The following is a 25,102-nucleotide window of genomic DNA, read 5'->3' as shown; positions in this document are numbered from 1 at the left end:
ATAATGAATTATGCCTACCTTATCCGTCATACTCATCACTCGCAATGAAGAGGCCAATTTGGCCGATTGTTTGACCTCTCTGGAGGGGATTGCCCAGCAAATCGTGGTGGTTGATACCAATAGCACCGATAACACCCTAGAGATCGCCAAAAATCATGGGGCCATCATTAGCCAACCAGCCGATTGGCCTGGATTTGGGCCTCAAAAGAGCCGTGCCTTAGACCTTGCCACTGGTGACTGGGTGCTCTCCTTAGATGCGGATGAACGACTGACTCCCGCCCTCAGAAGTGAAATTCTGACGGCCATCAATCATGCAGCTCATGTTGACTGTTTTGCCATTCCACGTCTATCTTGGTACTGTGGGCGCTTTATTCGCCATTCTGGGTGGAGCCCAGATTATGTTGATCGGCTATTTAAGCGGGGCACTGCGCGCTTCTCAGACGATCTGGTTCATGAACGACTTATTCCGAATGGGCAGGTGGCGAGGCTGGAGAATCCCATGTTGCACTACAGCTTCATGAACTACTCACAAGTACTGCAAAAGTTGGACTGCTATTCAACTGCATCAGCAGAGCAGGCATTTTCAAAAGGGAAAGAAAGTAGCCCATTAAAAGCGGTACTTCATGGTATCTGGGCCTTTACTCGAGCCTACTTTATACGCCTTGGCTTTTTAGATGGTCCCCAGGGCTTTGCTTTAGCCATCTCCAGTGGGCAAGGTGCCTACTACCGCTACATGAAGCTATGGCAATTGCATCAAGAAGCTGCACATCACCAATATCACAGCAAATGATCTCAGTACTTCTAGCGACCTATAACTGGCCACAAGCTCTCAAACTATGTCTTGAGTCACTTGGCACTCAAACTGATTTAGATTTTGAAATCATCATTGCTGATGACGGCTCTACCTCGGAGACCAAAGAACTTATTGAAGAATCGCGGAAGCATTTGCCAATAAAAATGACGCATCTTTGGCAAGAGGATCAGAGCTTTCGCAAGGCCCGCATTCTTAATCAAGCAATCGAGGCAGCGCATGGTGACTATCTCGTATTTTTAGATGGTGACTGTCTTGTGCAGCCAGACTTTATCGCCCAACATCGAACACTATCTCAGGCAAACCACTTGGTTACGGGTAGTCGTATTTTACTTAACGACGAGCTCAGCAAACAATTGCTCTTATGGCCTCATTGGGATTTCAAAAAATTTATCGGTAAGTTATTGAGCTATCGACTATCCGGTGACATCAATAAGTATTGGTCTCTCAAAATCAAACTAGGCGATAGCGCATGGCGCAACTATAAGAAATTTGTATGGCGTCGTATTAAAGGTTGCAATATGGCCTGCTGGAAAGCCGACGCCCAAGCCATTGGCGGCTTTGATGAAACCATGACGGGCTGGGGTCACGAGGATGCGGATTTTGTTTTCAGACTACAGAACAGGGGCTTGATTCGTAAATCCGGATCCTGGTCAACTGAAGTACTTCATCTCTACCACCGCATCAATGATCAATCCAATGCCGCAGAAAATGCACGTCGCGTCCGTGAAAAAATTCTGGCTAAAGCTCAGTAGGATCGAGTTACATTAACCCCATGACTGCATTCTCAGCACTAAAGCCTAAAAAAGTTTTATTTATTGCGACTCGCCAAATTGGGGATGTCCTGGTCACTACGCCACTCATCTCTCAAGCACGCGAACTATGGCCTGATGCCGAGTTTCACTTTTTAGGTTACCGTGGCAAGCTCGAAATGCTCAAAGGTAATACTGATATTGTCCGGACAATCGAAACTTCAGACCGCCCAAAATTCAAAGAATATCTCCCCTTATTTTTTAAGCTTTTTCAACGTTACGATTTAGCAGTAGTTACACAACCTAGTGATCGAGCCTACTTCTATGGCTTAGTAGCCGCTCATCACCGCGTTGGCGTACTAGGTGGCCATCCTCAAGGCCTGACTGAACAAGACAAGACCAAGAAAAACAAGAGCGATAAGCAAAATTCCTGGAAAAAAGCTATCTGCTTACATACAGTTGATGTGGATTATTTCGCACAACATGTCATTACTGAAAAGCTTCGCCTACTTGAGATCTTTTACAAAAAGCAGGAAGATTTATTTAGCAAACCTATTTCAGTCACTCCACCTGCTGGCGATCCAATCACCCCAAGCATTGCCGATCAACTCCACGCGCCTTACGTTGTAGTACATCCAGGACCCTTGACTGCCTACAAGCGTTGGCCGCTTGCCTATTGGAAAACATTGCTGACATGGATTGCAAAACAAGGTTGGCAAGTTGTATTAAGCGCATCACCCGCCAAGCAAGATTTACAGCTAAACAAAGATATCCTGTTATTGCTTGATGAAGAAACCCGCAGTCATGTTGTTGATACAGCAGGCCTACTTACTATCTCACAAGCGGGAGCACTGATTCGTGGAGCAGTTGCCTATGTCGGGGTGGATACGTCGATCACGCACCTAGCAGCAGCATGCAATACACCTACCATTGCCTTATTTGGTCCAACGCCACCCACTAACTTTGGTCCGTGGCCTAATGGTTTTATTGGTGAACAGCCCTATCAATTAAGAGCTCGCTTGCAGACAGTTGGTAATGTCACGATCCTGCAAGGCCCCGGTGAATGCGTCCCCTGTCGTAAAGCAGGCTGCGAAGACCGCGCAAGCAGTAATAGCGAATGCCTAGATCAGCTAGATCCAAATCAAGTGATTGCAGCGCTTCAAGACGCTACAAATCAATAAATCACTCTGGGTGGTTTTCGAACTGCTGATTTAGTGATATTGAACTTGAACAGTATTGGATTTCTTGGCCGCCAATATCTGAATCAGACTATGCAAGCAGGCATCATCAGGATAGATGCGTAACTCTTCTGGGAATTGCATCAAGCAAGCTCCACCACTAGTAGTCACCGCGGCCGTAAGCATTAAACCCTTCAGCCCTTCACTTCCGCTTGGTATAGGGGCTGCTGCAGGTCCCAACTTGGGATCCCGCACACGATTACTCATTAAGTAGGGCCCAATTTGGCTACGTAAGGATTTAAGGTCAATCGCTGAATCAATCGATAGGTGCACATTACGAGCAAAACGCATACGGGCACCCGTAATATCCATCACTGCCTCAGACACAATACGCATTCCCCCGGAAAACTTGTCGGGGGTAACGTTCACTTTAGCTACAAGCAATTCATCTTCTTTAAGCCAAGAACGATTCGGTTCATAGACTTCGCTATAGAGCGTCACCTCAATAGCAGCAGTACCATCATCAATGGTTGCAATCATCATGCGGCCACGCTGACCCGTCAGCATGCGGGCAGAAGTAATAATGCCGGCGATCAACTGATCTTTACCCTCGGTCACTTTAGCTAATGGTTGACGAATGAAATGCGCCGTCTCATCACGATAGGCATCAAACATATGGCCAGTCAAACAGAGTCCGAGGGCGTTCTTCTCATCTTGTAGGCGTTTCTTTTCAGGCCACACTGGTTCGCGCACCAACTCAGGCAGGTGGCAATCCTCTTCCCCTGCTACCTCAAACAAACTCGCTTGATTAATTGAAGCTTCAGCTTGTTCCGCCGCCTCAATTGCACGTGCAAGAGAAGCCAATAAGGTGGATCGAATATCGTAAGGATTACCGCCAGCAGGAATAGAGTCTTTATACAAGCTATCAAAAGCGCCTGCACGCATCAAAGCCTCAATTGCTCGACGGTTCACTTGTCTGCGATCAACGCGTGCACAGAAATCAAACAGATCTTTAAACGGACCACCCGCCTCACGGGCTTTCACAATGACTTCGATTGCCGCTTCACCCGTACCCCTTACAGCACCTAAACCATAGCGAATATGACTAATTGGGGAATCTGGAGCTGCGTCTGGCGCACGCAATGGTGTGAACACATAAACACCAGTATTAATGTCTGGTGAGAACACGCGAATATTATTTGCCAAGCAATCGTCATACAGAATCTTCACCTTATCGGTGTCATCCATTGCGAGCGATAAGTTGGCCGCCATAAATTCAGCAGGGTAGTAGGCCTTTAGCCAGGCGGTTTGATATGCCAAGAGTGCATAGGCAGCAGCATGTGATTTATTAAACCCATAGCCCGCAAAGCGCTCCATCAAGTCATAAATCTCGTTGGCTTTACCTTCAGTAATTCCGCCGGCTTTTGCGCCATCACTAAAGATCTTGCGATGCTGTGCCATCTCTTCAGGCTTCTTTTTACCCATGGCACGACGTAACATATCAGCACCACCAAGCGAGTAGCCGCCAATCATCTGGGCCATCTGCATCACCTGCTCTTGATAGACCATAATGCCGTAGGTTTCTTGCAGAACGGGCTCAATACGTGGATCTGGATACCCTACTTTTTGACGTCCATGTTTACGTTCAATAAAGTCCGGAATCAAATCCATTGGGCCTGGGCGATAGAGTGCTACGAGCGCAATAATGTCTTCGAAGCGGTCAGGCTTGGCTTTACGAAGCATGCCTTGCATGCCACGACTTTCCAACTGGAAGACGGCGACCGTATTAGCATTCTTTAAAACTTCAAAAGCTTTTTCATCATCAAGCGGAATTTCACCAATATTCCAATCTTTACGATCGGCATGTAGCGTCTTAATCCACTTCTCAGCAGCGGCCAAAATAGTCAACGTGGTTAAACCCAAGAAGTCAAATTTCACCAGACCGATAGCCTCTACATCATCCTTATCAAACTGACTAATAACGGAGCCGCTCTCTTGATCTTTAGAGTCTTTTGCTTCTTGTGTGTAAAGCGGGCAAAAATCGGTTAAGCGACCAGGGGCAATCAATACGCCACCCGCATGCATACCGACGTTGCGGGTCATGCCCTCAAGCTGCTGTGCAAGAGATAAAAGCTGGCGCACTTCATCTTCATTCTTTTCGCGCTCGCCTAATTGCTTTTCCTCTTTCTTGGCCATTTCAATAGTCATGTACTGACCTGGCTTATTCGGAATCAACTTGGCAATACCATCAACGAAGTTATAACCTTGCTCCAGCACGCGACCCACGTCACGAATCGCCGCTCTGGCAGCCATGGTTCCAAAGGTCGCAATTTGACTGACTGCGTCTTTTCCGTACTTATCTTTGACGTACTGAATCACGCGATCGCGCCCATGCTGACAGAAGTCAATATCGAAGTCGGGCATCGATACCCGCTCAGGATTTAAGAAGCGCTCAAAGAGGAGGTTATAGCGCAGTGGATCAAGATCAGTAATACCGAGTGAATAAGCAACCAAAGAGCCAGCACCAGATCCACGACCAGGACCCACTGGTACGCCATTGTTTTTTGCCCAATTGATAAAGTCCGCAACGATCAGGAAGTAGCCCGGGAAGCCCATTTGAGCAATGGTCTTCACCTCGAAGACTAGGCGCTCGTGATAGCGAGCCTCTTCCTTTGCACGCTCTTCTGGATTCGGGAAATTGCGCTCCATATGGCGCTTCAAGCCAATCTCAGATTGCTGTAACAAATAATCGTCTAGCGTAATACCGGGCGGTGTTGGGAAATCCGGTAAGCGTGGCTGACCTAAGGTCAACGAGAGATTGCAACGTTTCGCAATCTCTACTGAATTAGCGAGTGCAACAGGTAAATCTGCAAAGCGCTTTTCCATCTCTTCTTGAGATAAGAAATATTGCTCTTCATTAAACTTCTTAGTGCGACGGGGGTTGCCTAAGAGCTCACCCTCTGCAATACACACACGCGCCTCATGAGCTGTGAAATCACTTCTTTGCATAAACTGCACAGGATGTGTTGCAACGATGGGTAAATCCAACTCGCTAGCAAGATGACAGGCAAGCTGGAGCTGCTTTTCATCTTGAGGATGGCCCCCACGTTGCACTTCAATGTAAAAAGCATTAGGAAATAATTTTGCCCAATGCTTAGCGGCATCTTTAGCCTGGTCTTCTTGACCCGCTAAGAGCGCAGCACCAACATCACCCCAGCGTCCGCTCGAGAGCGCAATCAAACCATATGCAAGCGTTCTTTTTGCCGCTTTATCTTCAGCCTTAGAGGAGGGCTCACTAAACCATTTTGGATCCACCTCAGCACGACCACGAGTCTGATTTTCCAGAGAGGCCTTACTCAACAACTGGCAGAGATTGAGATAACCAGAGTGGTTTTGAACTAAGAGCAATAAACGGTAGGGTTGATCTGGGTCCTGGGGGTTGCTAATCCAAACATCTGCACCTGCAATCGGCTTAACTCCGCTTGAGCGTGCGGCACTATAAAAACGGACTAAGCCAAATAAATTACTCAAATCGGTAAGCGCTAAGGCCCCCATACCATCTTTTTCAGCTGCAGCAACCGCATCGTCAATGCGAACGACACCATCCGTAATTGAAAACTCGGAATGGACGCGCAGATGAACAAAACGGGGTGAAGCCATGAGATCATTTTAGCTGTGCCGAACCTTAAAATCCCCCATCCCCAGCCGACGGCTATCGCGGGCGCTTTGCCCCCTCGCCTACTGGCCCGCTTCATGCTGGATCCTTGGTTGCAGCCCTAGGAAGTTGGCTAGATGCTCGACAAAATCAAGGGAAATGGCTACTCAGAATTGAGGATTTAGATACCCCCCGCTGCATTCCGGGGGCGGATCAAGAAATCCTACGCCAATTGCTTGCCTGCGGCCTTAGCTGGGACGAGGAGCCAGCATGGCCAAAGCACCAAGATCGCTATAAAAAGGCTCTAAAGCGCTTAAATGAGCTCCAAACCGCTATCCCTGCACCTGCTCTAGGCAAAGCATTGCAAGCGCTCTAGAGGCTCGTGGTGTAGTCACTCCTCGCAATCAAGAAATGGTCTACCCTGGTAGCTGCCGCCCCCAACAAATACCCCTATATGAGAATGGAAATAGCTTCACGGTTGAAGCGGCCTGGAGACTTGCCCTACCCCCAGATCTCAGTATTCATTTTGAAGATCTAGCCCTAGGCAAGCAAAGTCAAAACCTGAATCAAGAAGTGGGGGATTTTGTATTGCGTCGTCGGGATGACGTATTCACCTATCAACTTGCCGTAGTGGTAGACGATGCAGTGCAAGGCATCACTCATATTGTGCGTGGTGCAGATTTACTTAACAACACAGCACGACAAATACATCTGCAAAGTATTTTGGGATACCCAACACCAAGCTACTTGCATCTGCCACTAGTGCTCGAAGGGCATGGCGAAAAACTCAGCAAACAAACTTTGGCGAGCGCGATTCATACTGAGAATGCGCAACAGACTTTACAAGAATTACGCAAAGCTGGAGAGTATTTAGGATTGAGGGATCTTCCGGATGGAAAAGATACTTCGATTGCTGAGTGGCTTTTAGCTGCCACCCAGACTTGGAATAGAAAAATTATTTCTTCTTAAAGCCGCCCAGTAAAGCACCAACAGCAGGTCTTGCAGGCGTAATGCCCACTTTTTTCTCTTCAGGATTGCTAGTCTCTGATGATGACTTAGTGACAGCGCTAGGCTCATAAGGCTTATAGAAAAATGGATCTGACATTTTGGCTGGCGCATCTGATCTTGAAGAGCTTCTGCTAGGATTACCTTCGGGTAGCGGCTGGATATCCAACTTGTGTTTCATCAACTTTTCAATATCGTCGAGTAAACGTTTTTCGCTAGCATCGACCAATGCAATCGCATCACCTTTACTACCTGCGCGACCCGTACGACCAATGCGGTGAATAAAGTCTTCCGCATTAAATGGCAGCTCGTGATTAATTACGCAAGGCATTAAAGGAATATCCAAACCACGTGCAGCCACATCTGTTGCAACCAATGCTTCGATCGCGCCAGATTTAAATGCATCTAAAGTGAGAGTACGTTCACCTTGGCTCTTATCTCCATGAATCGCACCCGCTTTAATACCATCGCGTTCCAAAGAACGAGCTAATCGAGCGCAATCTAAACGACTGTTAGTAAAGATGATGCACTGACGAGATAAACCTTGACGAGTGCGCGCCTCAAGGACTTTCACAATCGCGCGTTGCTTGTCAGCACTAGACACCATATGCACTACTTGCTTGACAGTATCTGCCGCTGCATTTTGGCGTGCCACTTCAACGGTGACTGGCGTACGCAAGTAACTTTGCGCTAACTTCTTAATCTCAGGTGAGAACGTTGCCGAAAACAAAAGCGTTTGGCGCTGTGCTGGAATCAAATCAATAATGCGTTGTAAGTCTGGTAAGAAGCCCATATCCAACATGCGATCAGCTTCATCTAACACCAAAATTTCTACTTGCGAGAGATTGGCAACTTTAGAGCCAATGTGATCTAGCAAGCGTCCTGGGGTGGCAATCAAAATCTCTACGCCACCACGCAATGTGGCAACTTGCTCTTTCATATCTACGCCACCGTACACCACGGCAGCACGCAAATCAGTGTGCTTCGAATAGCTTGCTGCATTCTCGGCAACTTGAACAGCTAACTCACGTGTCGGCGTTAGCACCAACGCACGAATTGGGTGACGAGCCGGCGAAGCGCTGCTGCTTGCGTGACGCAAAATCTTTTGGATGATCGGCAACACAAAAGCAGCCGTCTTACCGGTACCGGTTTGGGCTGCGCCCATCAAATCACTTCCCGCCAAAACGTGCGGAATAGATTGCGCTTGAATCGGAGTTGGGGTGTTGTAACCCTGCTCAGATACCGCTTTTTGAATCTTTGGATCTAAGCCAAAGTCAGCAAAGGTAATTGTTGCTGGGGTGGCGCTACTCTCAGTAGCGCCGGTAGGGGAATTTATTTCAGGAACAGTATTTGTCAAGGTAACTTACAGAATGGCTGCAATGCCGGCCTTCGCGGTTTCGGCATCCTCAGTCGATTTAACGCCGGAAACGCCGACTGCGCCGATGGTAAACCTATTTACCTCGATATTGACGCCACCTTCCAACATGCTCGAAATATGTGGGGCAGATAAAAAGGAAATACGTCCGTTATTAATAATTTCTTCGTACACGCGGCTCTCGCGTTTACCCATTGCAGCAGTACGCGCTTTTTCTTGAGCGATGTAAGCAGAGACAGGAGCGCAACCATCGCGACGAGTTAAACCCAATACATGTCCACCATCATCACAAACGGCGATAGTCACTGCCCAGTTATTTGCTGCTGCATGTTTGTCTGCTGCATCCAAAATCTTTTGAACATCAGCCTGGGTTAAATACGGTTTAGTTGCCAACATGTGAAATCTTTCTGTCTCGAATATGTTTTATTTGATGAAAGTACTATCTATATAAGTACTTGAATTATAAGGGGTGTTAGCCGATAGATTCACTAGCCGACACCCCATTTACACCCAACTTACTGATTATTTTAGAAATTCTTGGGCAGCAACAACACCGCTTGCCTTAGGCTTATAGCCCATAGCGCCCAAACTCATCTCTACTCCACTAAGTGCAGCCATCAGACTGAGCTCATTGCAATCACCCAAATGGCCAATGCGGAAGGCCTTGCCTTTAATTTTCCCAAGGCCTGTACCCAGGGATAAATTGAACTTCTCCAGAGCATGCTTACGCAGAACATCCGCATCCATACCTTCTGGTGTAGCAATACAAGTGAGTACTGGTGAATAGCAATCTTTATCTTGGCACTGGATTTCTAAACCCCAAGCATTCACCGCTTCACGGCAAGCAGCCGCAAGACGCTGGTGGCGAGCAAAAATATTATCTAAGCCCTCAGCCATCATCATGTCCAAAGCCTCATGTAAGCCATACATCAAATTAGTACTTGGCGTAGTTGGCCAGTAGCCTGATTTATTGGACTCCAAGATTTCATCCCAAGCCCAATAGGCCTTAGACATCTTGTTCGTTTTACTGACTTCAATTGCGCGCGCTGACAAGGCATTAAAGCCAATGCCTGGAGGCAGCATTAAACCTTTTTGTGAGCCAGACACGGTAACGTCCGCACCCCATTTGTCGTGCTCATAGTCTGCAGAGCCCAAGCCAGAAACGCTATCAACCAACAGCAGTGCTGGGTACTTGAGAGAATCAATTGCCTTACGAACTGCGGCAATGTTCGAAGTCACACCCGTAGAGGTTTCGTTATGGACTACACAAACCGCCTTGATTTCATGACCAGTGTCTTTACGTAAGCGCTCTTCAATGACAGATGCATCAACACCCCAACGCCATGTATCTTGACCAGGCTTAGTTACCACCTCAACATCCAAACCAAGACGCTTACCCAAAGCGCGCCACAAATTGGCGAACTGACCGGTTTCATAAAAGAGCACCTTGTCACCAGGATTGAGGACATTAACCAAAGCCCCTTCTCATGAACCTGTTCCAGAGGCGGAATAAATAATGACTGGTTGCTCAGTCTTAAAAATCTTCTTAATACCATCTAGAACCTTGAGACCAAATTCACCGAATTCGGGTCCACGATGATCAATCGTTTGATAGCTGATTGCCCGCAGGATGCGGGATGGCACTGGGCTTGGGCCAGGAATATGTAAAAAATGACGTCCTGAGAGGTGGTTATCTAGTTTTAACATGCTGAGTCTCGCTTGGTTTTTGTTGTTAATCTTGCTGGCCAGTGTAAGGCACTTTTTGGTAATTTACAATTTTGTATGCAAAATATTTTTCAAATAAGTGAAAAATAAGCAATTCATAGCGTTATTTATGGCTATTGATAGGTTATAGTAAATATGTATACAAAATTAAGGCATTTCAAATGATGCTCACTGCACCCCAAAATACCCAAAACTTACACGAGGTCACCTTCCAAAAGCTGCGAGCTTTATTGGTAGAGGGCGCCATTACGCCGGGAAGCAAATTGAATGAACGTGAGTTAGCAGAACAGCTCAATGTGTCACGCACCCCTATTCGCGAGGCGATTCGACGTTTGGCAGCGGATGGGCTGGTAGAGCTGATTGCCAACCGTGGAGCTATTACAATTCAATTAAGCCGGGACGATATCCTGCACACCTTTGATGTGATTGCAAACTTAGAGGGCTACTCTGGCGAACTGGCGGCACAAAATATTAGCGATCAAGCTCTCATTGAACTTGAAGCACTCCAATATGAAATGATGGCCTCGTATGCTCGCAGAGATCTCTCGAGCTACTCCCAACTCAATCTCAAGATTCACCAGGTCATCAATCAAGCGGCAAACAATCCCGTCTTAAGCCAGCTCTTTACCCAAGTCAATGCCCGAATTGAGGCACTGCGCTTTCGCTCCAATCAAGATGGCGTGAAGTGGGAGAAAGCAGTGGGCGAACATCAAGAGATGTTGGACGGATTAAAAGCTCGCGATAGCTCACGCATGCGCAAAGTCATGATGCAGCACGTCATGAATAAACGCGATGTAGCGATCCAATTAGTTGACTCAGAATCCAAACAGAAAGTTGCAGCATGAACAAGCCACTCGATTTACCACTTCCAGAATTCGTTGCCAACAAGGCAGAGTTAGCCAAGCGCCTGAGGCAAGAAACCTCTGGCGAAGTCATGACCGATATGGCTAGTCGTGGACGTTATGCAACTGATGCATCTATCTACCAAGCTATGCCTGTCGCCGTCTTTGTTCCCAAAACAGCTGAAGATATTGCAACAGCTATTCAGATTGCAGCTGATCTGGGTGTGCCCGTTTTGCCTCGTGGAGGAGGCACCAGTCAGTGCGGACAGACTACCGGCACAGCACTAGTAATCGACAACACGAAATACTTTCGCAAGCTTTTGCATGCTGATCCAGAAAAGGGAACTGCAGTAGTTGAGCCTGGCATTGTATTAGATCACCTCAATGCAGCACTCAAACCCCATGGCCTCTGGTACCCAGTAGACGTCTCTACCGCTGCGCAAGCAACAATAGGCGGCATGGCGGGTAATAACTCCTGCGGTAGTCGCTCTATTGCTTATGGGAACATGGTGCACAACGTTTTGGGTATTGATGCTTGGTTAGCCAACGGCCAAGTAGCAAGCTTTGGAAATTACGCCAATAGCTCTGGCGCTGCAAAACAACTTGGTGACTTTGTAAAAGGTTTAGCGAATAGCCTCCAACCTGAAATCGAAGCGCACTTCCCCAAAGTGTTGCGTCGTGTTGCTGGATACAACTTGGATGTCTTTCATCCACAAAGCGAGCGCCCCTATACACAAGATGGCAGCGTGAATTTGGCGCACCTGTTGGTAGGCAGTGAAGGTACTTTGGCGTATTTCAAATCGCTTGAATTGAAATTAGCACCCTTGCCACAACACAAAGTGCTTGGAGTGGTGAACTTTGCAAGCTTCTTCAAAGCAATGGATAGCGCGCAGCATATCGTCAAGCCTGGGCCCACTGCGGTTGAATTAGTCGATCGCACCATGATTGATTTAGCGCGTCACAACCCCAGCCTTAAGAAAACCATTGAGACTGCCCTCATTGATGCTAGCGGCCCGACCCCTGAAGCAATTCTATTGGTGGAGTTCTTTGGCGAAGCACACGCATCCTTGCTCGAGAAACTAAAGTCTTTACAGGGCCTTATGGGTGACCTAGGTCTACCAGGCTCGGTAGTAGCTATGCCTGATGCTGGTTTGCAAAAGAATTTATGGGAAGTACGTAAGGCCGGCTTAAATATCATGATGAGTCTTAAAGGTGACGGCAAGCCAGTGAGCTTTATCGAAGGCTGTGCAGTCCCGCTAGAGAGTCTTGCTGAATATACCCAAGCGCTCACAGATGTATTTTCTAAATATGGCTCACGAGGTACTTGGTATGCGCATGCTTCAGTAGGAACGCTCCACGTACGCCCCATCCTAGACATGCGCCGTGATGGCGCACAAAAAATGCGTGCCGTTGCTGAAGAAGCCTCTGCATTAGTTCGCAAATACAAAGGTGCATATAGTGGCGAGCATGGCGATGGACTCTGCCTCGGCGAATGGATCTCCTGGCAATTTGGTCCTAAGATTACAGAAGCACTTGCAGAAATTAAGCATGAGTTTGATCCGAATGGATTATTTAATCCCGGCAAGATTATTGACCCACCGAAGATGGATGATGCGAGTAATTTCCGTTTTCCGCCTAGCTATAAGGTCATTCCACTTCAACCCGCTTTAGATTGGTCAGCTTGGAACGTACAAAATAATCCCGTCACTGAAGAGACCAGTGCACCCGGTACTGGCGGTGACCCAGCAATGGGCTTAGCCAAAGCAGTGGAGATGTGCAACAACAATGGTCACTGTCGTAAATTTGATGCGGAAGTAATGTGCCCAAGTTACCGCGTGACGCGTGATGAAAAACACCTCACCCGTGGTCGCGCCAATATCTTACGTCTCGCACTCTCCAATCAATTGGATATCAAGGACGAAAGTTCACCCCTTGGTAGCGACACTATTAAAGAAGTAATGGAGCTCTGTGTAAGCTGCAAGGCCTGTCGCCGTGAATGCCCTACTGGCGTCGATATGGCAAAGATGAAGATTGAGTTTTTGTCGGCCTACAAAAAACGGGTTGGGCATTCATTACAAGATCTGGCTGTTGCCTATCTACCAAAATATGCGCCCATCATTAGAAACATCCCTGGTTTGCCTGCGCTACTCAATCTGCGTAACCATATTGCGCCGATTGCCAAATTACAAGAATGGATCATGGGCATCTCTGCACAAAGAAGTCTGCCAATCTGGAAAGCAAAAACATTCTGGAGCAATAAGAATGCAATTGCACCTTATCAATTTACCCCAGCTGAACTCAGCCAAGATGATGCCAATGGTAATAAAGGTGTTGTACTGTTGGCAGATACCTTCAATGCCTACTTTGAAGATGAAAATTTGCAAGCAGCGCTCGCTGTACTAAAAGCCGCTGGGTATCGCGTCCATATTCCACAGAAGAACTTGGCTAAGGAAAAAGTAGACTCTGCACCAAATACCTGTTCCAAGGAATTTTGCTGTGGCCGCACCTATTTAGCCGCTGGTATGGTCGACAAAGCCAAAGCCAGCTTGGATGAGTTGGTAAATCATCTTGCGCCATTTGCAGAAAAAAATATTCCTATCATTGGTCTAGAGCCTTCTTGCTTATTCACCTTAAAGGATGAGACTTTAGTCATGGGCTTTGGTGAGCGTGCAGTGACAGTGAGCAAACATGTACAGCTCTTAGAAGAATTTTTAGCTGGCGAAGCAAAAAGTGGCAAGCTCCAGCTGCAATTAAAACCAGCATCCCGTCCAGTCTTATTTCATGGTCATTGCCATCAAAAATCATTTGCTGCCGTAACACCAGCAATGGAGCTCTTGAAGTTAATTCCGAATGCCGAACCTAAACTGATTGAATCATCATGCTGCGGTATGGTAGGTAGCTTTGGTTATGAAGCAGAGCATATTGAGGGTATCAAAGCAAATGGCTGAAGCAAGCCTATTACCAGCGATACGGAAGGCGCCAGATAGTTGGGTGGTTGCAGATGGGACAAGCTGTCGCCACCAGATTGCTGATGGCACACAAAGAGATGCCGTACATATTGCCAAAATTTTGGCAGCCCATCTTTAAATTAAACAGCTGAATGATTCACTTAGCGTATAACGCCGTAAGCTAGCATCAGAAGCGTTCCAGTCAATAGGGCTGGAACGAGGCGGTGCGTTGGCTTAGAAACCATCACACCAAGACTGAGAAGACAAATCAGAATCCGAATCCATAATGGCACCGTTGCTAATAGACCAATTGGCATCAAGACCATTCTGACTGCTAAGGCTGCAACCATGGCATAAGTTACAGCAGCAAGCCAACGAAAGATTTCACTGTCTTGGTTAATTTTTTTGGCGAGTAAAACATCAATGGCACGACAAAAATAGGTCCCAAGAGTAGCACCAGCTAAGGCAATCCATAAACCCCAGCCTTGAAGGGCAGTATTCATTAACCTATTACCCCTGCTTTCTTACGCAATACTTTGCGATCAAATAAATAGGCAGCAGTTCCAGCAACTAAACCAGTGGTCAACAAGCTGGTATCGCGATCCAAGATAAAGAAAAATGGGCCTAGTACAAATCCCAGGCCAATCGCAATTTGATTAATCCAGGCCTTTACTTCAGTGAATGTGAGCAAAAAGAATAAAGGGTTAATGAAAACTAGGCCAAGGGTAATTGCCGGTGGAACCATACCGGCCAAGTAGTAACCCAAAATAGTACCGGGCACTGAGATTAGCCAACACAACAGACCAAGACCTATGAAATAACTCAATCGATGCCTAGCCTCGATGGTCTGAAACTCACGCATGGAGATAGCCCACGCAGTCATTGCCAGCAAATGAACCGAGGCATAAAGGCCATGGTTGCGATCTTTTTCATGAAGCTGAGGAAAGAGCGTCAAGGTCATCGTGATAAAGCGGGTGGAAGTCAAAGTCACTGCCAGTGCAATAGCTAGTACGGAAGATCCCGTTATCGCCATCTCTAGCAATACCACCTGACCAGGCAATGCAAACATCAAGAAACTGGTGGCACTGGTAAACCAGACATCCATACCATTCGTTTTGCCCATCGCACCAAAACCCACCATACCTGCAAACAAAACCATAGCAGGAGCGCCTGCAGCATCCCGAATGCCAGACCAAAAAGCATGACTGGAATCTTTAAAGCGCTGTACACCCGAACCCTCTAGAGCAATTTCGCTAGGGTCTATATTGGGCTTATCGGCTGACGACATCAAATCATTGTAAGTGAGATGGGGCGTAAGCTTCCAAAGCGACTTAGATATCCAGGGCCCACTGAATATGCTCCGCTACCAAGTCATCTGAGCTTGGTAAGCAGGCCATTAAAGCCTCCCTGAGAGAACGCTTATCAATCTCCGATACCTCACCATCAGCTAAGGCATTCCCCATCGCAACAGCTAGGTTTCTGCGCCAGCGGATGTAACCAATACGACGAATTGCACTACCTTCGTGACGCTTCTCGAATTCCTCCTCAGTCCAAGACCAAAGCTGCAGAAGACTAGCCTTTCCAAGACCATGTCGTTCAGCAAAATCGGGTAAGGCCATACGCTTTGCAAATTTATTCCAAGGGCAAATTAGCTGACAGTCGTCGCATCCATAAACACGATTGCCCATTGCCCTACGAAACTCCACCGGAATGGCATCTGGGTTTTCAATCGTTAAGTAAGAAATGCATCGGCGTGCATCTAATTGGTAGGGCGCTGTAATGGCTTGAGTAGGACATATATCAATGCAAGATTGGCAAGTACCACAATGTGAGTCTTCTTCTTGGTCAACCGGCAATGGAACATCCACCAAGATTTCACCTAAAAAGAATGTCGACCCAGATTCACGATTGAGCAGCAAAGTATGTTTACCCCGCCAACCTAGGCCCGCCTTACGAGCCAACTCCACCTCCATTAATGGTGCTGAGTCGGTAAATACGCGGTAACCAAATGAGCCAATTTGCTTTTCAATAATTTGTGCAAACTCTTGCAAACGATTACGCATCACCTTGTGATAGTCGCGACCACGGGCATACATGGATACGACTGCCTGGGTAGGCTCAGCTAAACGTAGCCACTCATGGTCAAAATGAATCGTAGGGGATAAGTAGTTCATCGTGACGCAAATAACCCTAACAGTACCTGGAACTAGCATGCCGGGATCAGAGCGTAAATCAGCATGTTTAGCCATGTACTCCATCTGACCATGACGCCCTTGATCTAACCACTCACGCAGCCTCTCTGTAGTCGATCCAAGATGGGTATCAGTGATGCGCAAGCCATCAAAACCCAACTGACGAGACTGCTCATTAAGCCATTCACGAAGATGGATCTGATCAACAGCGTTCGGTATTTGGGAAGAAGTCATACGTAATACAGAATATATCTTAATAATTGAATAAACTAGGCAAATGGCTCAGAATTCATTTACTCAACATTGTAGGCAAGAAGCGGATACGACCGCCTTGGCACAAAAGCTTGCCTTCAGCCTCAGCCACCTTTTTCAAGCAGACCAAAGCATTCACCTCAATATCTCTCTAGAAGGCGATCTTGGGGCGGGTAAGACCACCTTTGCACGCCACCTGATACAAGCCCTGGGATATACGGGGCGAGTTAAAAGCCCCGCCTATACCTTGTGTGAACCCCATCCCATTGAACTCAACAGCGGCAACCCATCGTCAGCAGTAAGCATTACAGCTCATCACTTTGATCTTTATCGCATGAGAGATCCCCTAGAGTGGCAAGAAGCTGGCTTTGCAGAACATTTTGATGAGCCTGGATTCTGCTTGGTGGAGTGGCCAGGAAAAGCTGAGGGTACCCTGCCAGCTTTTGATATCGAAATTCATCTCAGCGCCGGCGAAGATGAGAACGCAAGAAATATTAGCCTGCAAGCCAATACCGGTCAGGGAATGGCTGTTATAGAAAAACTATACCCCCTATAGAGATGAGCAAGTCACCCCTCAACCCCTCTAGAAGAAAGCATCTCAAAACTTCAGCAAAGATGTTGGGTTTCATCCTCTTCTTTGGCGAGGCAGAGATTGCTTGGGGCGCTAAGATATTGGGCGTACGTATTTGGCCTGCAGAAGATTACACGCGGATTACGCTCGAATCCGATAAAGCACTACCTATCACGCAACAATTACTCACCAATCCCGATCGCTTGGTAGTCGATGTTCGGGGTATGGAATTTAACTCCACCCTGAAAGACTTAGTAGCCAAGGTCAAGCCTAACGATCCCTACGTGTCACAAATTCGCGTGGGGCAATTTCAACCTGGCATGGTGCGCATCGTTTTTGACCTTAAAGAGCCTGTAAAACCTCAACTCTTCACACTAGACCCCATTGCGGAATACCAGTACCGCATGGTGCTCGATCTCTACCCAGCAACTCCGCCAGATCCTCTGATGGAGTTGGTTAAGAGCAGCGCACGCAAAGAGAGTGCACTAGAAAAAGCTAATGAAGAAATCGATTTGATTGCGCAATTTGCCATCCAAAAAGAAAAGGAAGCTCCAAAGGCTCCAGTAGCCCAAGCCATTCCAGATGTAAAACAACCTGCAGCTCCAGCAAAACACAGGCGCCTCATTACCGTTGCCATTGATGCAGGTCATGGTGGGGAGGATCCGGGTGCTGTTGGTGCGATGGGATCCAAAGAAAAAAATGTTGTTCTTTCTATTGCGAAACGTTTGCGCGACAAAATTGATAATGATGCGTATATGCGCCCATTTCTTACTAGAGATGGCGATTACTTTGTACCCCTACATACTAGAGTGCATAAAGCACGTCGAGTGGAGGCGGATTTATTTGTCTCGATTCATGCGGATGCATTTATCGAACCTAGGGCCAAAGGCGCTTCCGTTTTTGCGCTATCCCAAATGGGTGCCAGTAGCACCACTGCACGCTGGATGGCCAACAAAGAAAATGCCTCAGATTTAATTGGCGGCATCAATATCAAGTCGCAAGATAAACAGGTTGCCAACTTATTACTAGATATGTCGACCACCGCCCAAATCAAAGATTCACTTCAAGTGGGGCAGTCGATATTGAGGCAAATTGGTGGATTTGCTCCGCTACATAAAAACAAAGTGGAGCAAGCCAGCTTTGCCGTCCTCAAAGCCCCTGATATCCCCTCAATCCTCGTTGAGACAGCCTTTATCAGCAACCCTCAAGAAGAGGCTCGCCTTAATGATGACGCTTATCAAGACCGCATTGCCGAAGCGATTTTGAGAGGAATTAAGGACTATTTCTCCAAAAATCCACCTGTTGCCAGACGCGCTAACGCCTAGCGCACTTGTAAGTACAAGGCATACAGGGCAACACCCGAAAACCGGGGAAGCCAAACCAAGTTCTTGCTATAATTTCTGTCTTACTGGGTCGGTAGCTCAGTCGGTAGAGCAGCGGACTTTTAATCCGTTGGTCGCGAGTTCGAATCTCACCCGACCCACCAGTATCAAGAAACCCTCACTAGCAATAGTGGGGGGTTTTGCCTTTGTAGGCTGGTTAAATGTGACGACTGTTTGGAACAATGCGGAACTGATTGGACGTTTCGAGTGGGGATGTTGGGCGCTGGGTGACCAGCAAGAAACTCTTTAGGCAGCCTAAATTGACGCACTAAGACAGAAATCTCATTGCGAGAGCTCATATGTGATAAATTTTGAGCATGAGTAAAGTAACGGCAAACAAAAGCGCCAAACTTTTAAGCGATAAGGATATCTTAGACCTTCTTGCGGAAGCCTCAAAGCAACTAGAGGCTTATGTAGCCTTAGCCAAAACATCCAACTTAAAATCAATGACAACATTCACTCCAGGTAGGCCGAAAGACTGGTCTCATCCTATAGGTTTATCGTTCATAAAAGGAGTTTGATATGGCGGCATGGTCTCAACTAGTAGATGAATTAAATGCCTTATCACCCGACCCAAATATTAAAAATCAATGGCTCATAAGCAACCTTACAGCCGCACTCCAAAACATCTCAAAACTTCGAAAAGATAGAAATGTATTATTTTATGCATCAGCATTTCTACAAAAACCCCACCTAAATCCAGATGCGATACAAATTACTTATGAAGAAATAAATGGATTTATGTCTTGCCTGTATGGAATGGATTTTCGTAAAGGACTAACTTTAATTCTTCACACTCCAGGCGGGGTCACTAACGCGGCAGAATCAATCGTTCAATATCTACACAGCAAATTTAGCGATATTGAGGTGATCATCCCTACATTTGCTATGTCAGCAGGCACAATGATTAGCCTATCTGCCAATAGGATCATCATGGGTCGCCCTAGTCAATTGGGTCCAATAGACCCTCAAATTCCAATTTCAGGAAAATTTGTATCCGCACGAGCAATTGTTGATCAGTTTGCAAAAGCCAAAGAAGAAATTAGCTCAAATCTTTCCTTGGCGCATGCATGGGCACCAATCTTGCAATCCCTTGGTCCCGCACTTTTGGTAGAAGCAGAATATGCCCTAGATTACGGCGAGAGAATGGTGGCTTCGTGGCTTGAAAATAGAATGCTGAGGCGATCCTCAAACAAATCCACAAAAGCGAAAGATATTGCCCACTACTTCAATGACGCAAGCAATCACAAAAGTCATGGAAGAAGAATTGATATGACTGAGGCCAAAAAGCAAGGGGTAAATGTAACTGCCCTTGAAAGCAATCAACTGTTACAGAATGAAGTACTTACTGCATATCACCTTGCAACAATTTTGATTGGACAAACATTGATCTCTAAATTGCTTTGGAATAATCAAGGAATTAGCTGGGTTAAAAATCATTCATAGTAATTTGCAAGTCCCAAAAGCAATCCCACCACGACCATTGTTCTCAACAAACTTCATATCCGGGAATAGTTGAATGTCGTACTGACTTCTAAATAAGTAGAACTTCTTGTATCCCACTTGCTTATCGACTTCTACCCTATCAATTTCGTAGGAATCACACGTTACTTTGTTGTCATTAGGCTTAATACTTCACCTATCGACTTTGGGTTTATCTGAATCATGGATTCTGGTGGAAAACTTGTACTTTTCCATTTGAGCTGGCTGATAGACATTCTCAAAATCCAGCTTTTTAGTAACAACACAGTCATAACTAACTGCATTGGCTAAGCCAGTCGTTAGTAACAATCCCAGGGATACGAGGTATTTCATTAAAAACCTTTTATGAGGGGAGCTACTGATCCAGTTTAGTTATGGAATCGATAACTGTCTAGCCCGCCCCAAGTGTCGCGAAACGCGACACTTGCTATAAGAATTTCACCCAAGACTCTTCGTGAGCTATCTTTATAGGAATGCCATCGGAGCGATATTGAATAGCTTTTTCAACTTTAGTTCCAAAATTACCGTGCTTCCATTGATCACTGCCTAGGCCACCCACTATCAAGTAATTTAACATTTTGGTGACGCCAGCCAGCATCAAACCGCCCCTTTTGGTAATCTCATCAGCACATTTATCCTTATCGCCAAAGAGAAAATTACCACTCAAGCAAAAGGTATAGGATGTGAATTCAATTACATCCAACTCATCCGGATGAAAATCAATCTCCTCAGCAACTTCAGAGACCTTAGCAAGAGCTCCAGCGGAAATTTCACTAAGGCTCTTTAATAAAGAGCTGCGCTCACCCTCTGAAATGACTCCATCGGAAAGGATTTGTTTTAGCTGTTGAGCAATCACGTTGCCAGGCCATAATGTTGAAACCGTAGGGTGCGCTTTGATCCAGTCATTAACAAACATAATCTCGGAATCATGTAGATTCCTATCCGAGACGATAGCCCCCACAATATCCAATAAGTTCCTACATGCCTCGCTTACCTCGGGCGTAATGCTACTTGCAGCCCTCTGATAAGCATTTTCAGTAGTACTTTTAAATACGTAATCATTTTCGGATAAAAGATTTTTAAGATAACTGCCATTACCTGCAGAATGAAAAAGGCATGCACTTAATGCATCCACATCCCCTTCTGCTGAATGAGCATTAAGTTGTGGAATATCCAATTCCGCTGCAACCAAAGATAAGGACTTCCCTGATGAGAATGGCCAGGGCCATTGGTTGATGGTGCAACGCCAAGATTTATCTTTGATACCAGGGTATAGCGGCTCAAGCATTCGACTATCAAAATCAGCATTATGAGCAATGATTACATCGGCGTCGGATAGTAAGGCCCCTACTTTTTCGTGATCAAAATCCTGGCCAGCAAGATCTGCTTTGGGAATTTTATGGACTTTTTGTGCCATAAAACTAATCGGCACCGATGGTTCACGCCTACCGTTATAAGCATCCAATTTTTTAACTAAATTACCATCCGAATCTATCTCATACAACGCTGCGGCTATTTCAATAGGTTCATCCAAATTGGAGAGACCAGTGGTCTTCGTATCAAGCACCAATACCTTAGTCATCGGACTCTTCAGATGCGCAAAGTAATTTAACGTTAGAGGTATAGGTTACAGGTACGCCTGTTCGCGTGCATGTCATTCGTATTTCGCTCTCTAGATCAATATCCAGATTTTCTCCACGAAGACCTTGCCACATGGCTATATAAAGCAGCCCACCATATTTATTCTTAGTTTTAAGTGGCTTATCTACTCCACCTTTCCAGCCCAACATAACTAATTCACCATTTTTAGCTCTGGCAGCCAATTCTGGGTCTGATTTTGCCTTATCTCTTCCCGTCTCCCAGGATGTAATTAATCCCTGATCCTCGCCATTCCACAGAATGTCGTAATCGGTGGTCTGTCTTTTTGGCTCAGAAATATTTCGATAAATTCTCATAATTACCGATCTTATCAGCCTCGCCAATTTATTCAAATTTCTATAGAGATATTCTTCCGCATACCCCAAAAGGTCAAACTTAGGATGCAAAGTGTCGTAATTCGAGATACTTCTCCCTAAAGTCTTTAAAAGGGACATAAATCAGCCCCACCCAATTAAACGAAAGATATAATTTTTTAATGCTCGACATAATAGAAATCATTAAACCTGCTGAACAAGGCAAAAATATGCCCTATCTCTGCAGGGGTGAGAATGGTGATCTCTATTATGTCAAGGGAATCAAGACTACAAGAAAAGGACAAATTTGCGAATGGATCTGCGCTAATTTAGCTAAAGAATTTGGATTGCCTATGGCGCCATTTTCACTTGTAAATATTCCAAATAACATCTACAGCGAATCGTCCTCCGGTAAGGTAGAGCTTGGGACTGGAACAGCTTTCGCAACTCAAAATATTAAATTTGCAAACTGGTATCAACCAGCTTATGCAGATAAAGTATCGAGAAAACTTAAAGAAGATCTATTGGCGTTTGACTGGTGGATCCAGAACATGGACAGAATGAAAGATAACCCAAACTTGCTCTGGGTTAACAATAAGTTAGAACTGACTGTGATAGACCATGACTCTGCATTTGGATTTGAATTCTTTCCAACCATTTTTACCCAGGAACATATTTTTTTCAGATGCTCGTGACAACGTCTTTCTTGACCTTGCAAACCAAGCCACTTATAGCGAAAAAATGTCTTCAATTTTGAATACATGGGGCAGTATCGCTGCTGCCATACCGCCAATTTGGCTTCAAGAGGCCAAAAATGAAGAAATTCCATTCGATTTAGAAAATTCTCTTAATATACTAAATAACTGCACGAACGAAAGATTTTGGAGCGCACCATGACAAGACTTGCTTGTCGATACTCAATCATCAAATTTCTACCCTTTTCCGAGACAGGCGAGTTCGCCAATGTTGGTGTTGTAATGTCTTGCCCGGAAATTGGTTTTTTTGATTACAAGGTTAAAACAAAAAGATATGGTCGGATAACAGATTTTTTTGAAGATCTAGATAGAAAAATTTATCAAGAAAGTGTTCATTCTTTTGCCGATGAATTAGAGCGCCTTAAAAAATTAACGGCAGCTGATTCTCATTCGCCAGAAAAGATAAGGCATCTTTTTGGCGTACTAACCCTCCCAAAAGAATCGGTTATTAGACTAAGTGAATCGAGACCTTTGCTCATTCAGAGAGGCGCAAGCATAGATGAAGTTCTTGAGGAGCTTTTTGAGAAGTACGTTGAGCGGAGCTTTCTCACACAAGAATACAAAGAGCGAGTGCTGGAGAAGAGCGTCAGAAGCTGGATTAGGGAGCTGAATCTAGAAAATCCTTTTAAAGTAATGGATCTCGGAGAAGACTTTCATGTACGCTTCCCACTGGTGCAAATTAATGCAGACAATCAACCTTTAAAAATCATCAAACCTTTTTACCTGAACCAAGATAGCCCAACTAAAATATTCAATCATGGCGGGCCATGGGTTGATAAGGTTAAAAGATTGAGAAGAAGAAACTTGCTTCCGGCCAATGTATTATTTGCGATATCTGAGCCGGAAAAATCGGATGAGGCCTGCTTTAATGCCTTCTTAGAAATAAAGGCGGATTTAATTCATGAAGATGTTTTAGTAGAATCAAGTAAGCAAAAAGATCAAATCATAAAGTTTGTCCAGCATTAGATAACTCCGCCTGCCCAGCCTTAATCTTCTGCCTAGCCCGCTCTGCTTTAACAGCTTCTTGAGCACGCTTAACCTGTGCTTGCATAGCCTTGATTCGCTGCTGTTCTGGTGTTGGAGGCTTTAGGGAGGCGATTTCCTTAATAACCATATCAAACCTGCGTAGGTATTGCTAGCACGTTATTGGCGCCATATTGGGCTTGGACCAACTTATATGCAAGAGCAGGATTATCAGCAAATACGATAGTGCTAATTAACATCCCACTGACTCTAACTGTTGCTCGAAATTGTTTCATACAAGTATTTAGCTCGCCCGAGCAGCGTCCTTTTAAAGGACGCTTATTTGTCCGGACTGGCTCTGAGAATCAATAATGATCTCCCTTCCTACATTCCCATTTTAGTGAGGATTACTGAGACTTAAACTCAACAATGGTGGTTATTTGCCAACCCAAGCTACTTGCTATAAGCCTAGCTTGCACTATGCTCGCAGCATAAATGATTGTAGTTACTTTTGAAGTGTTAATTTTAAAGGTTATTTGATATGGTTTCATGGAGATATTTAGGTGCGCTTTTAAGCATCCAAATATTTCCATGACTTCCGGTAGTTACGTTTTAGATTATGGATGCCGATCACCCTCCTTCTATCGCTTAAACCCACTTCTTAAGCTAGCACTTGCAGCTTCTATTTGCTGATCTAACTCCCCGGCCTCTACTGCCGCCTTAATAGATTCCAGCACCTTCACCAGCTCAGGACCGCTCGCCACCTCAACACTTGGCTTGCCCTTGGCAAGCTCAATAGTCCAAGAGCCATATTTAACGGATACGCAGACTTTACCCTCTTCGCTTTGAAACCACCAAGGCTTAATACGTTTAGGCAGCTCCACTTGCTTGCGCAGTCCTGTTTCGCGATCTTTTACGGTTTTGTACTTCATCACTACAAATGGAGTTCCATCTAGCTGACTTTTGGCTAACTGGATCTGCTCCCAGAGTTTTGACCTGAGCTTGTTTCTACGAATAACGACAGCTGGCATATTGCGGGGCTTTTTAACAGCCACTAGTTTTAAGCGACTTAATTGACTCATTTGTTTCTCCTATGTAGTTAATGGGCTCATTAAGTGTGTTTTCGATCACGCATTTAGGTCGACCTCTTTTTAAATCTATCCATAAAACACCTCATTTTTGCCAGGAAATATAGGGGTTTTCTTTCTCAGGACTAAATACTTTTGCGAGTTGCTTGGTTACAAATTCTGGTTGCAAGAAAT

The 25,102-nt window shown here is 45.7% G+C and carries 23 protein-coding genes, 1 tRNA gene and 2 pseudogenes; 14 read left to right on the top strand and 12 right to left on the bottom strand.

Features of this window, described 5'->3' with window-relative positions:
- The first annotated feature begins 10 nt into the window (after positions 1-10).
- The 3 genes from DXE44_RS01975 to DXE44_RS01965 are packed head-to-tail and all read left to right on the top strand — an operon-like array spanning position 11 to position 2,744.
- Positions 11-790 carry a glycosyltransferase family 2 protein gene (locus tag DXE44_RS01975; RefSeq protein ID WP_114652236.1) on the top strand — a complete coding sequence of 260 codons (780 nt, stop codon included), beginning with the start codon at positions 11-13 and terminating at the stop codon, positions 788-790.
- Entirely contained in the window at positions 787-1,566 is a 780-nt protein-coding gene (locus DXE44_RS01970; RefSeq protein WP_114652234.1) for a glycosyltransferase family 2 protein, read from the top strand. The genes DXE44_RS01975 and DXE44_RS01970 overlap by 4 nt, the downstream gene beginning before the upstream one ends.
- 20 nt (positions 1,567-1,586) lie before the next feature.
- Positions 1,587-2,744, top strand: a complete 1,158-nt coding sequence (locus DXE44_RS01965; protein WP_114652232.1) for a glycosyltransferase family 9 protein — start codon at positions 1,587-1,589, stop codon at positions 2,742-2,744.
- Between the two features lie 30 nt (positions 2,745-2,774).
- On the opposite strand, the gene dnaE is transcribed toward DXE44_RS01965, so the two are convergent.
- A complete protein-coding gene (dnaE, locus tag DXE44_RS01960) occupies positions 2,775-6,401 on the bottom strand; it encodes a DNA polymerase III subunit alpha (protein ID WP_114652230.1) in 3,627 nt (1,208 codons plus the stop codon).
- Between the two features lie 104 nt (positions 6,402-6,505).
- On the opposite strand from dnaE, the gene DXE44_RS11160 reads away from it, so the two are divergent.
- Positions 6,506-6,772, top strand: coding sequence for a glutamate--tRNA ligase family protein (locus DXE44_RS11160; RefSeq protein WP_331851827.1), 267 nt, complete (start codon positions 6,506-6,508; stop codon positions 6,770-6,772).
- Between the two features lie 35 nt (positions 6,773-6,807).
- The gene (locus DXE44_RS11155; protein ID WP_331851826.1) at positions 6,808-7,365 is read left to right on the top strand and encodes a glutamate--tRNA ligase family protein; all 558 of its coding nucleotides are present in this window, start codon (positions 6,808-6,810) and stop codon (positions 7,363-7,365) included.
- Here DXE44_RS11155 and DXE44_RS01950 read toward each other — a convergent pair.
- The 3 genes and pseudogenes from DXE44_RS01950 to DXE44_RS01940 form a co-directional block, all read right to left on the bottom strand.
- A complete protein-coding gene (locus DXE44_RS01950; protein WP_114652228.1) occupies positions 7,352-8,758 on the bottom strand; it encodes a DEAD/DEAH box helicase in 1,407 nt (468 codons plus the stop codon). The two genes, DXE44_RS11155 and DXE44_RS01950, sit on opposite strands and share 14 nt — an antisense overlap.
- Before the next feature lie 6 nt (positions 8,759-8,764).
- On the bottom strand, positions 8,765-9,169 hold the full coding sequence (locus DXE44_RS01945) for a GlcG/HbpS family heme-binding protein (protein WP_197712897.1): 405 nt from the start codon (positions 9,167-9,169) through the stop codon (positions 8,765-8,767).
- A gap of 129 nt (positions 9,170-9,298) precedes the next feature.
- A pseudogene (locus DXE44_RS01940) lies at positions 9,299-10,483 on the bottom strand (pyridoxal-phosphate-dependent aminotransferase family protein).
- Between the two features lie 179 nt (positions 10,484-10,662).
- On the opposite strand from DXE44_RS01940, the gene DXE44_RS01935 reads away from it, so the two are divergent.
- Positions 10,663-11,346, top strand: a complete 684-nt coding sequence (locus tag DXE44_RS01935; protein WP_114652225.1) for a GntR family transcriptional regulator — start codon at positions 10,663-10,665, stop codon at positions 11,344-11,346.
- Positions 11,343-14,430: pseudogene (locus tag DXE44_RS01930) on the top strand (FAD-binding and (Fe-S)-binding domain-containing protein). The gene DXE44_RS01935 and the pseudogene DXE44_RS01930 overlap by 4 nt, the downstream one beginning before the upstream one ends.
- 22 nt (positions 14,431-14,452) lie before the next feature.
- Here the strand turns inward: DXE44_RS01930 and DXE44_RS01925 are convergent.
- The 3 genes from DXE44_RS01925 to queG are packed head-to-tail and all read right to left on the bottom strand — an operon-like array spanning position 14,453 to position 16,717.
- Positions 14,453-14,794, bottom strand: coding sequence for an AzlD domain-containing protein (locus DXE44_RS01925; RefSeq protein WP_114652222.1), 342 nt, complete (start codon positions 14,792-14,794; stop codon positions 14,453-14,455).
- Positions 14,794-15,579: an AzlC family ABC transporter permease gene (locus DXE44_RS01920; RefSeq protein WP_114652220.1), complete on the bottom strand. Its 786-nt coding sequence runs from the start codon at positions 15,577-15,579 to the stop codon at positions 14,794-14,796. Before DXE44_RS01920 ends, DXE44_RS01925 begins: the two co-directional genes overlap by 1 nt.
- A gap of 43 nt (positions 15,580-15,622) precedes the next feature.
- Positions 15,623-16,717 (bottom strand): tRNA epoxyqueuosine(34) reductase QueG, encoded by a 1,095-nt coding sequence (gene queG / locus DXE44_RS01915; RefSeq protein ID WP_114652218.1) that lies wholly within the window; start codon positions 16,715-16,717, stop codon positions 15,623-15,625.
- 43 nt (positions 16,718-16,760) lie between these two features.
- Here queG and tsaE point away from each other — a divergent pair, with 43 nt between their 5' ends.
- The 4 genes from tsaE (at position 16,761) to DXE44_RS01890 (ending at position 20,134) form a co-directional block, all read left to right on the top strand.
- Complete coding sequence (gene tsaE / locus DXE44_RS01910; protein WP_114652216.1) at positions 16,761-17,291, top strand: tRNA (adenosine(37)-N6)-threonylcarbamoyltransferase complex ATPase subunit type 1 TsaE; 531 nt, start codon at positions 16,761-16,763, stop codon at positions 17,289-17,291.
- Between the two features lie 2 nt (positions 17,292-17,293).
- Positions 17,294-18,631: an N-acetylmuramoyl-L-alanine amidase gene (locus DXE44_RS01905; protein WP_114652214.1), complete on the top strand. Its 1,338-nt coding sequence runs from the start codon at positions 17,294-17,296 to the stop codon at positions 18,629-18,631.
- Between the two features lie 85 nt (positions 18,632-18,716).
- A tRNA-Lys gene (locus tag DXE44_RS01900) sits at positions 18,717-18,792 on the top strand.
- Positions 18,793-19,210: 418 nt separating this feature from the next.
- Positions 19,211-20,134 carry an SDH family Clp fold serine proteinase gene (locus DXE44_RS01890; RefSeq protein ID WP_114652210.1) on the top strand — a complete coding sequence of 308 codons (924 nt, stop codon included), beginning with the start codon at positions 19,211-19,213 and terminating at the stop codon, positions 20,132-20,134.
- A 189-nt stretch (positions 20,135-20,323) separates the two neighbouring features.
- On the opposite strand, the gene DXE44_RS01885 is transcribed toward DXE44_RS01890, so the two are convergent.
- From DXE44_RS01885 to DXE44_RS01875, 3 genes are all read right to left on the bottom strand, one after another.
- Positions 20,324-20,503: a hypothetical protein gene (locus DXE44_RS01885; protein WP_114652208.1), complete on the bottom strand. Its 180-nt coding sequence runs from the start codon at positions 20,501-20,503 to the stop codon at positions 20,324-20,326.
- A gap of 94 nt (positions 20,504-20,597) precedes the next feature.
- Positions 20,598-21,704, bottom strand: coding sequence for a hypothetical protein (locus DXE44_RS01880; RefSeq protein ID WP_162785853.1), 1,107 nt, complete (start codon positions 21,702-21,704; stop codon positions 20,598-20,600).
- A gap of 40 nt (positions 21,705-21,744) precedes the next feature.
- Positions 21,745-22,125, bottom strand: coding sequence for a hypothetical protein (locus DXE44_RS01875; RefSeq protein ID WP_114654307.1), 381 nt, complete (start codon positions 22,123-22,125; stop codon positions 21,745-21,747).
- Positions 22,126-22,304: 179 nt separating this feature from the next.
- On the opposite strand from DXE44_RS01875, the gene DXE44_RS01870 reads away from it, so the two are divergent.
- From DXE44_RS01870 to DXE44_RS01865, 3 genes are read left to right on the top strand one after another with little or no spacing between them, the layout of a single operon-like run.
- Complete coding sequence (locus tag DXE44_RS01870) at positions 22,305-22,817, top strand: HipA family kinase (RefSeq protein ID WP_114652203.1); 513 nt, start codon at positions 22,305-22,307, stop codon at positions 22,815-22,817.
- Positions 22,744-23,019 carry a HipA family kinase gene (locus DXE44_RS11295; protein WP_415065019.1) on the top strand — a complete coding sequence of 92 codons (276 nt, stop codon included), beginning with the start codon at positions 22,744-22,746 and terminating at the stop codon, positions 23,017-23,019. Before DXE44_RS01870 ends, DXE44_RS11295 begins: the two co-directional genes overlap by 74 nt.
- Positions 23,016-23,843 (top strand): DUF3037 domain-containing protein, encoded by an 828-nt coding sequence (locus tag DXE44_RS01865; RefSeq protein WP_114652201.1) that lies wholly within the window; start codon positions 23,016-23,018, stop codon positions 23,841-23,843. Before DXE44_RS11295 ends, DXE44_RS01865 begins: the two co-directional genes overlap by 4 nt.
- Here the strand turns inward: DXE44_RS01865 and DXE44_RS10145 are convergent.
- Positions 23,821-23,991, bottom strand: a complete 171-nt coding sequence (locus DXE44_RS10145) for a hypothetical protein (RefSeq protein WP_174221109.1) — start codon at positions 23,989-23,991, stop codon at positions 23,821-23,823. The genes DXE44_RS01865 and DXE44_RS10145 overlap by 23 nt on opposite strands.
- Before the next feature lie 490 nt (positions 23,992-24,481).
- Positions 24,482-24,922: a DUF6641 family protein gene (locus DXE44_RS01860; protein ID WP_114652199.1), complete on the bottom strand. Its 441-nt coding sequence runs from the start codon at positions 24,920-24,922 to the stop codon at positions 24,482-24,484.
- Positions 24,923-25,102: the final 180 nt, after the last annotated feature.

The organism is Polynucleobacter necessarius, from assembly GCF_900095175.1.
In the GTDB taxonomy this organism is placed as follows: domain Bacteria; phylum Pseudomonadota; class Gammaproteobacteria; order Burkholderiales; family Burkholderiaceae; genus Polynucleobacter; species Polynucleobacter necessarius_I.
Note: the sequence above shows the minus strand (reverse complement) of the source record. Positions and strands in the feature narration are given on the sequence as shown.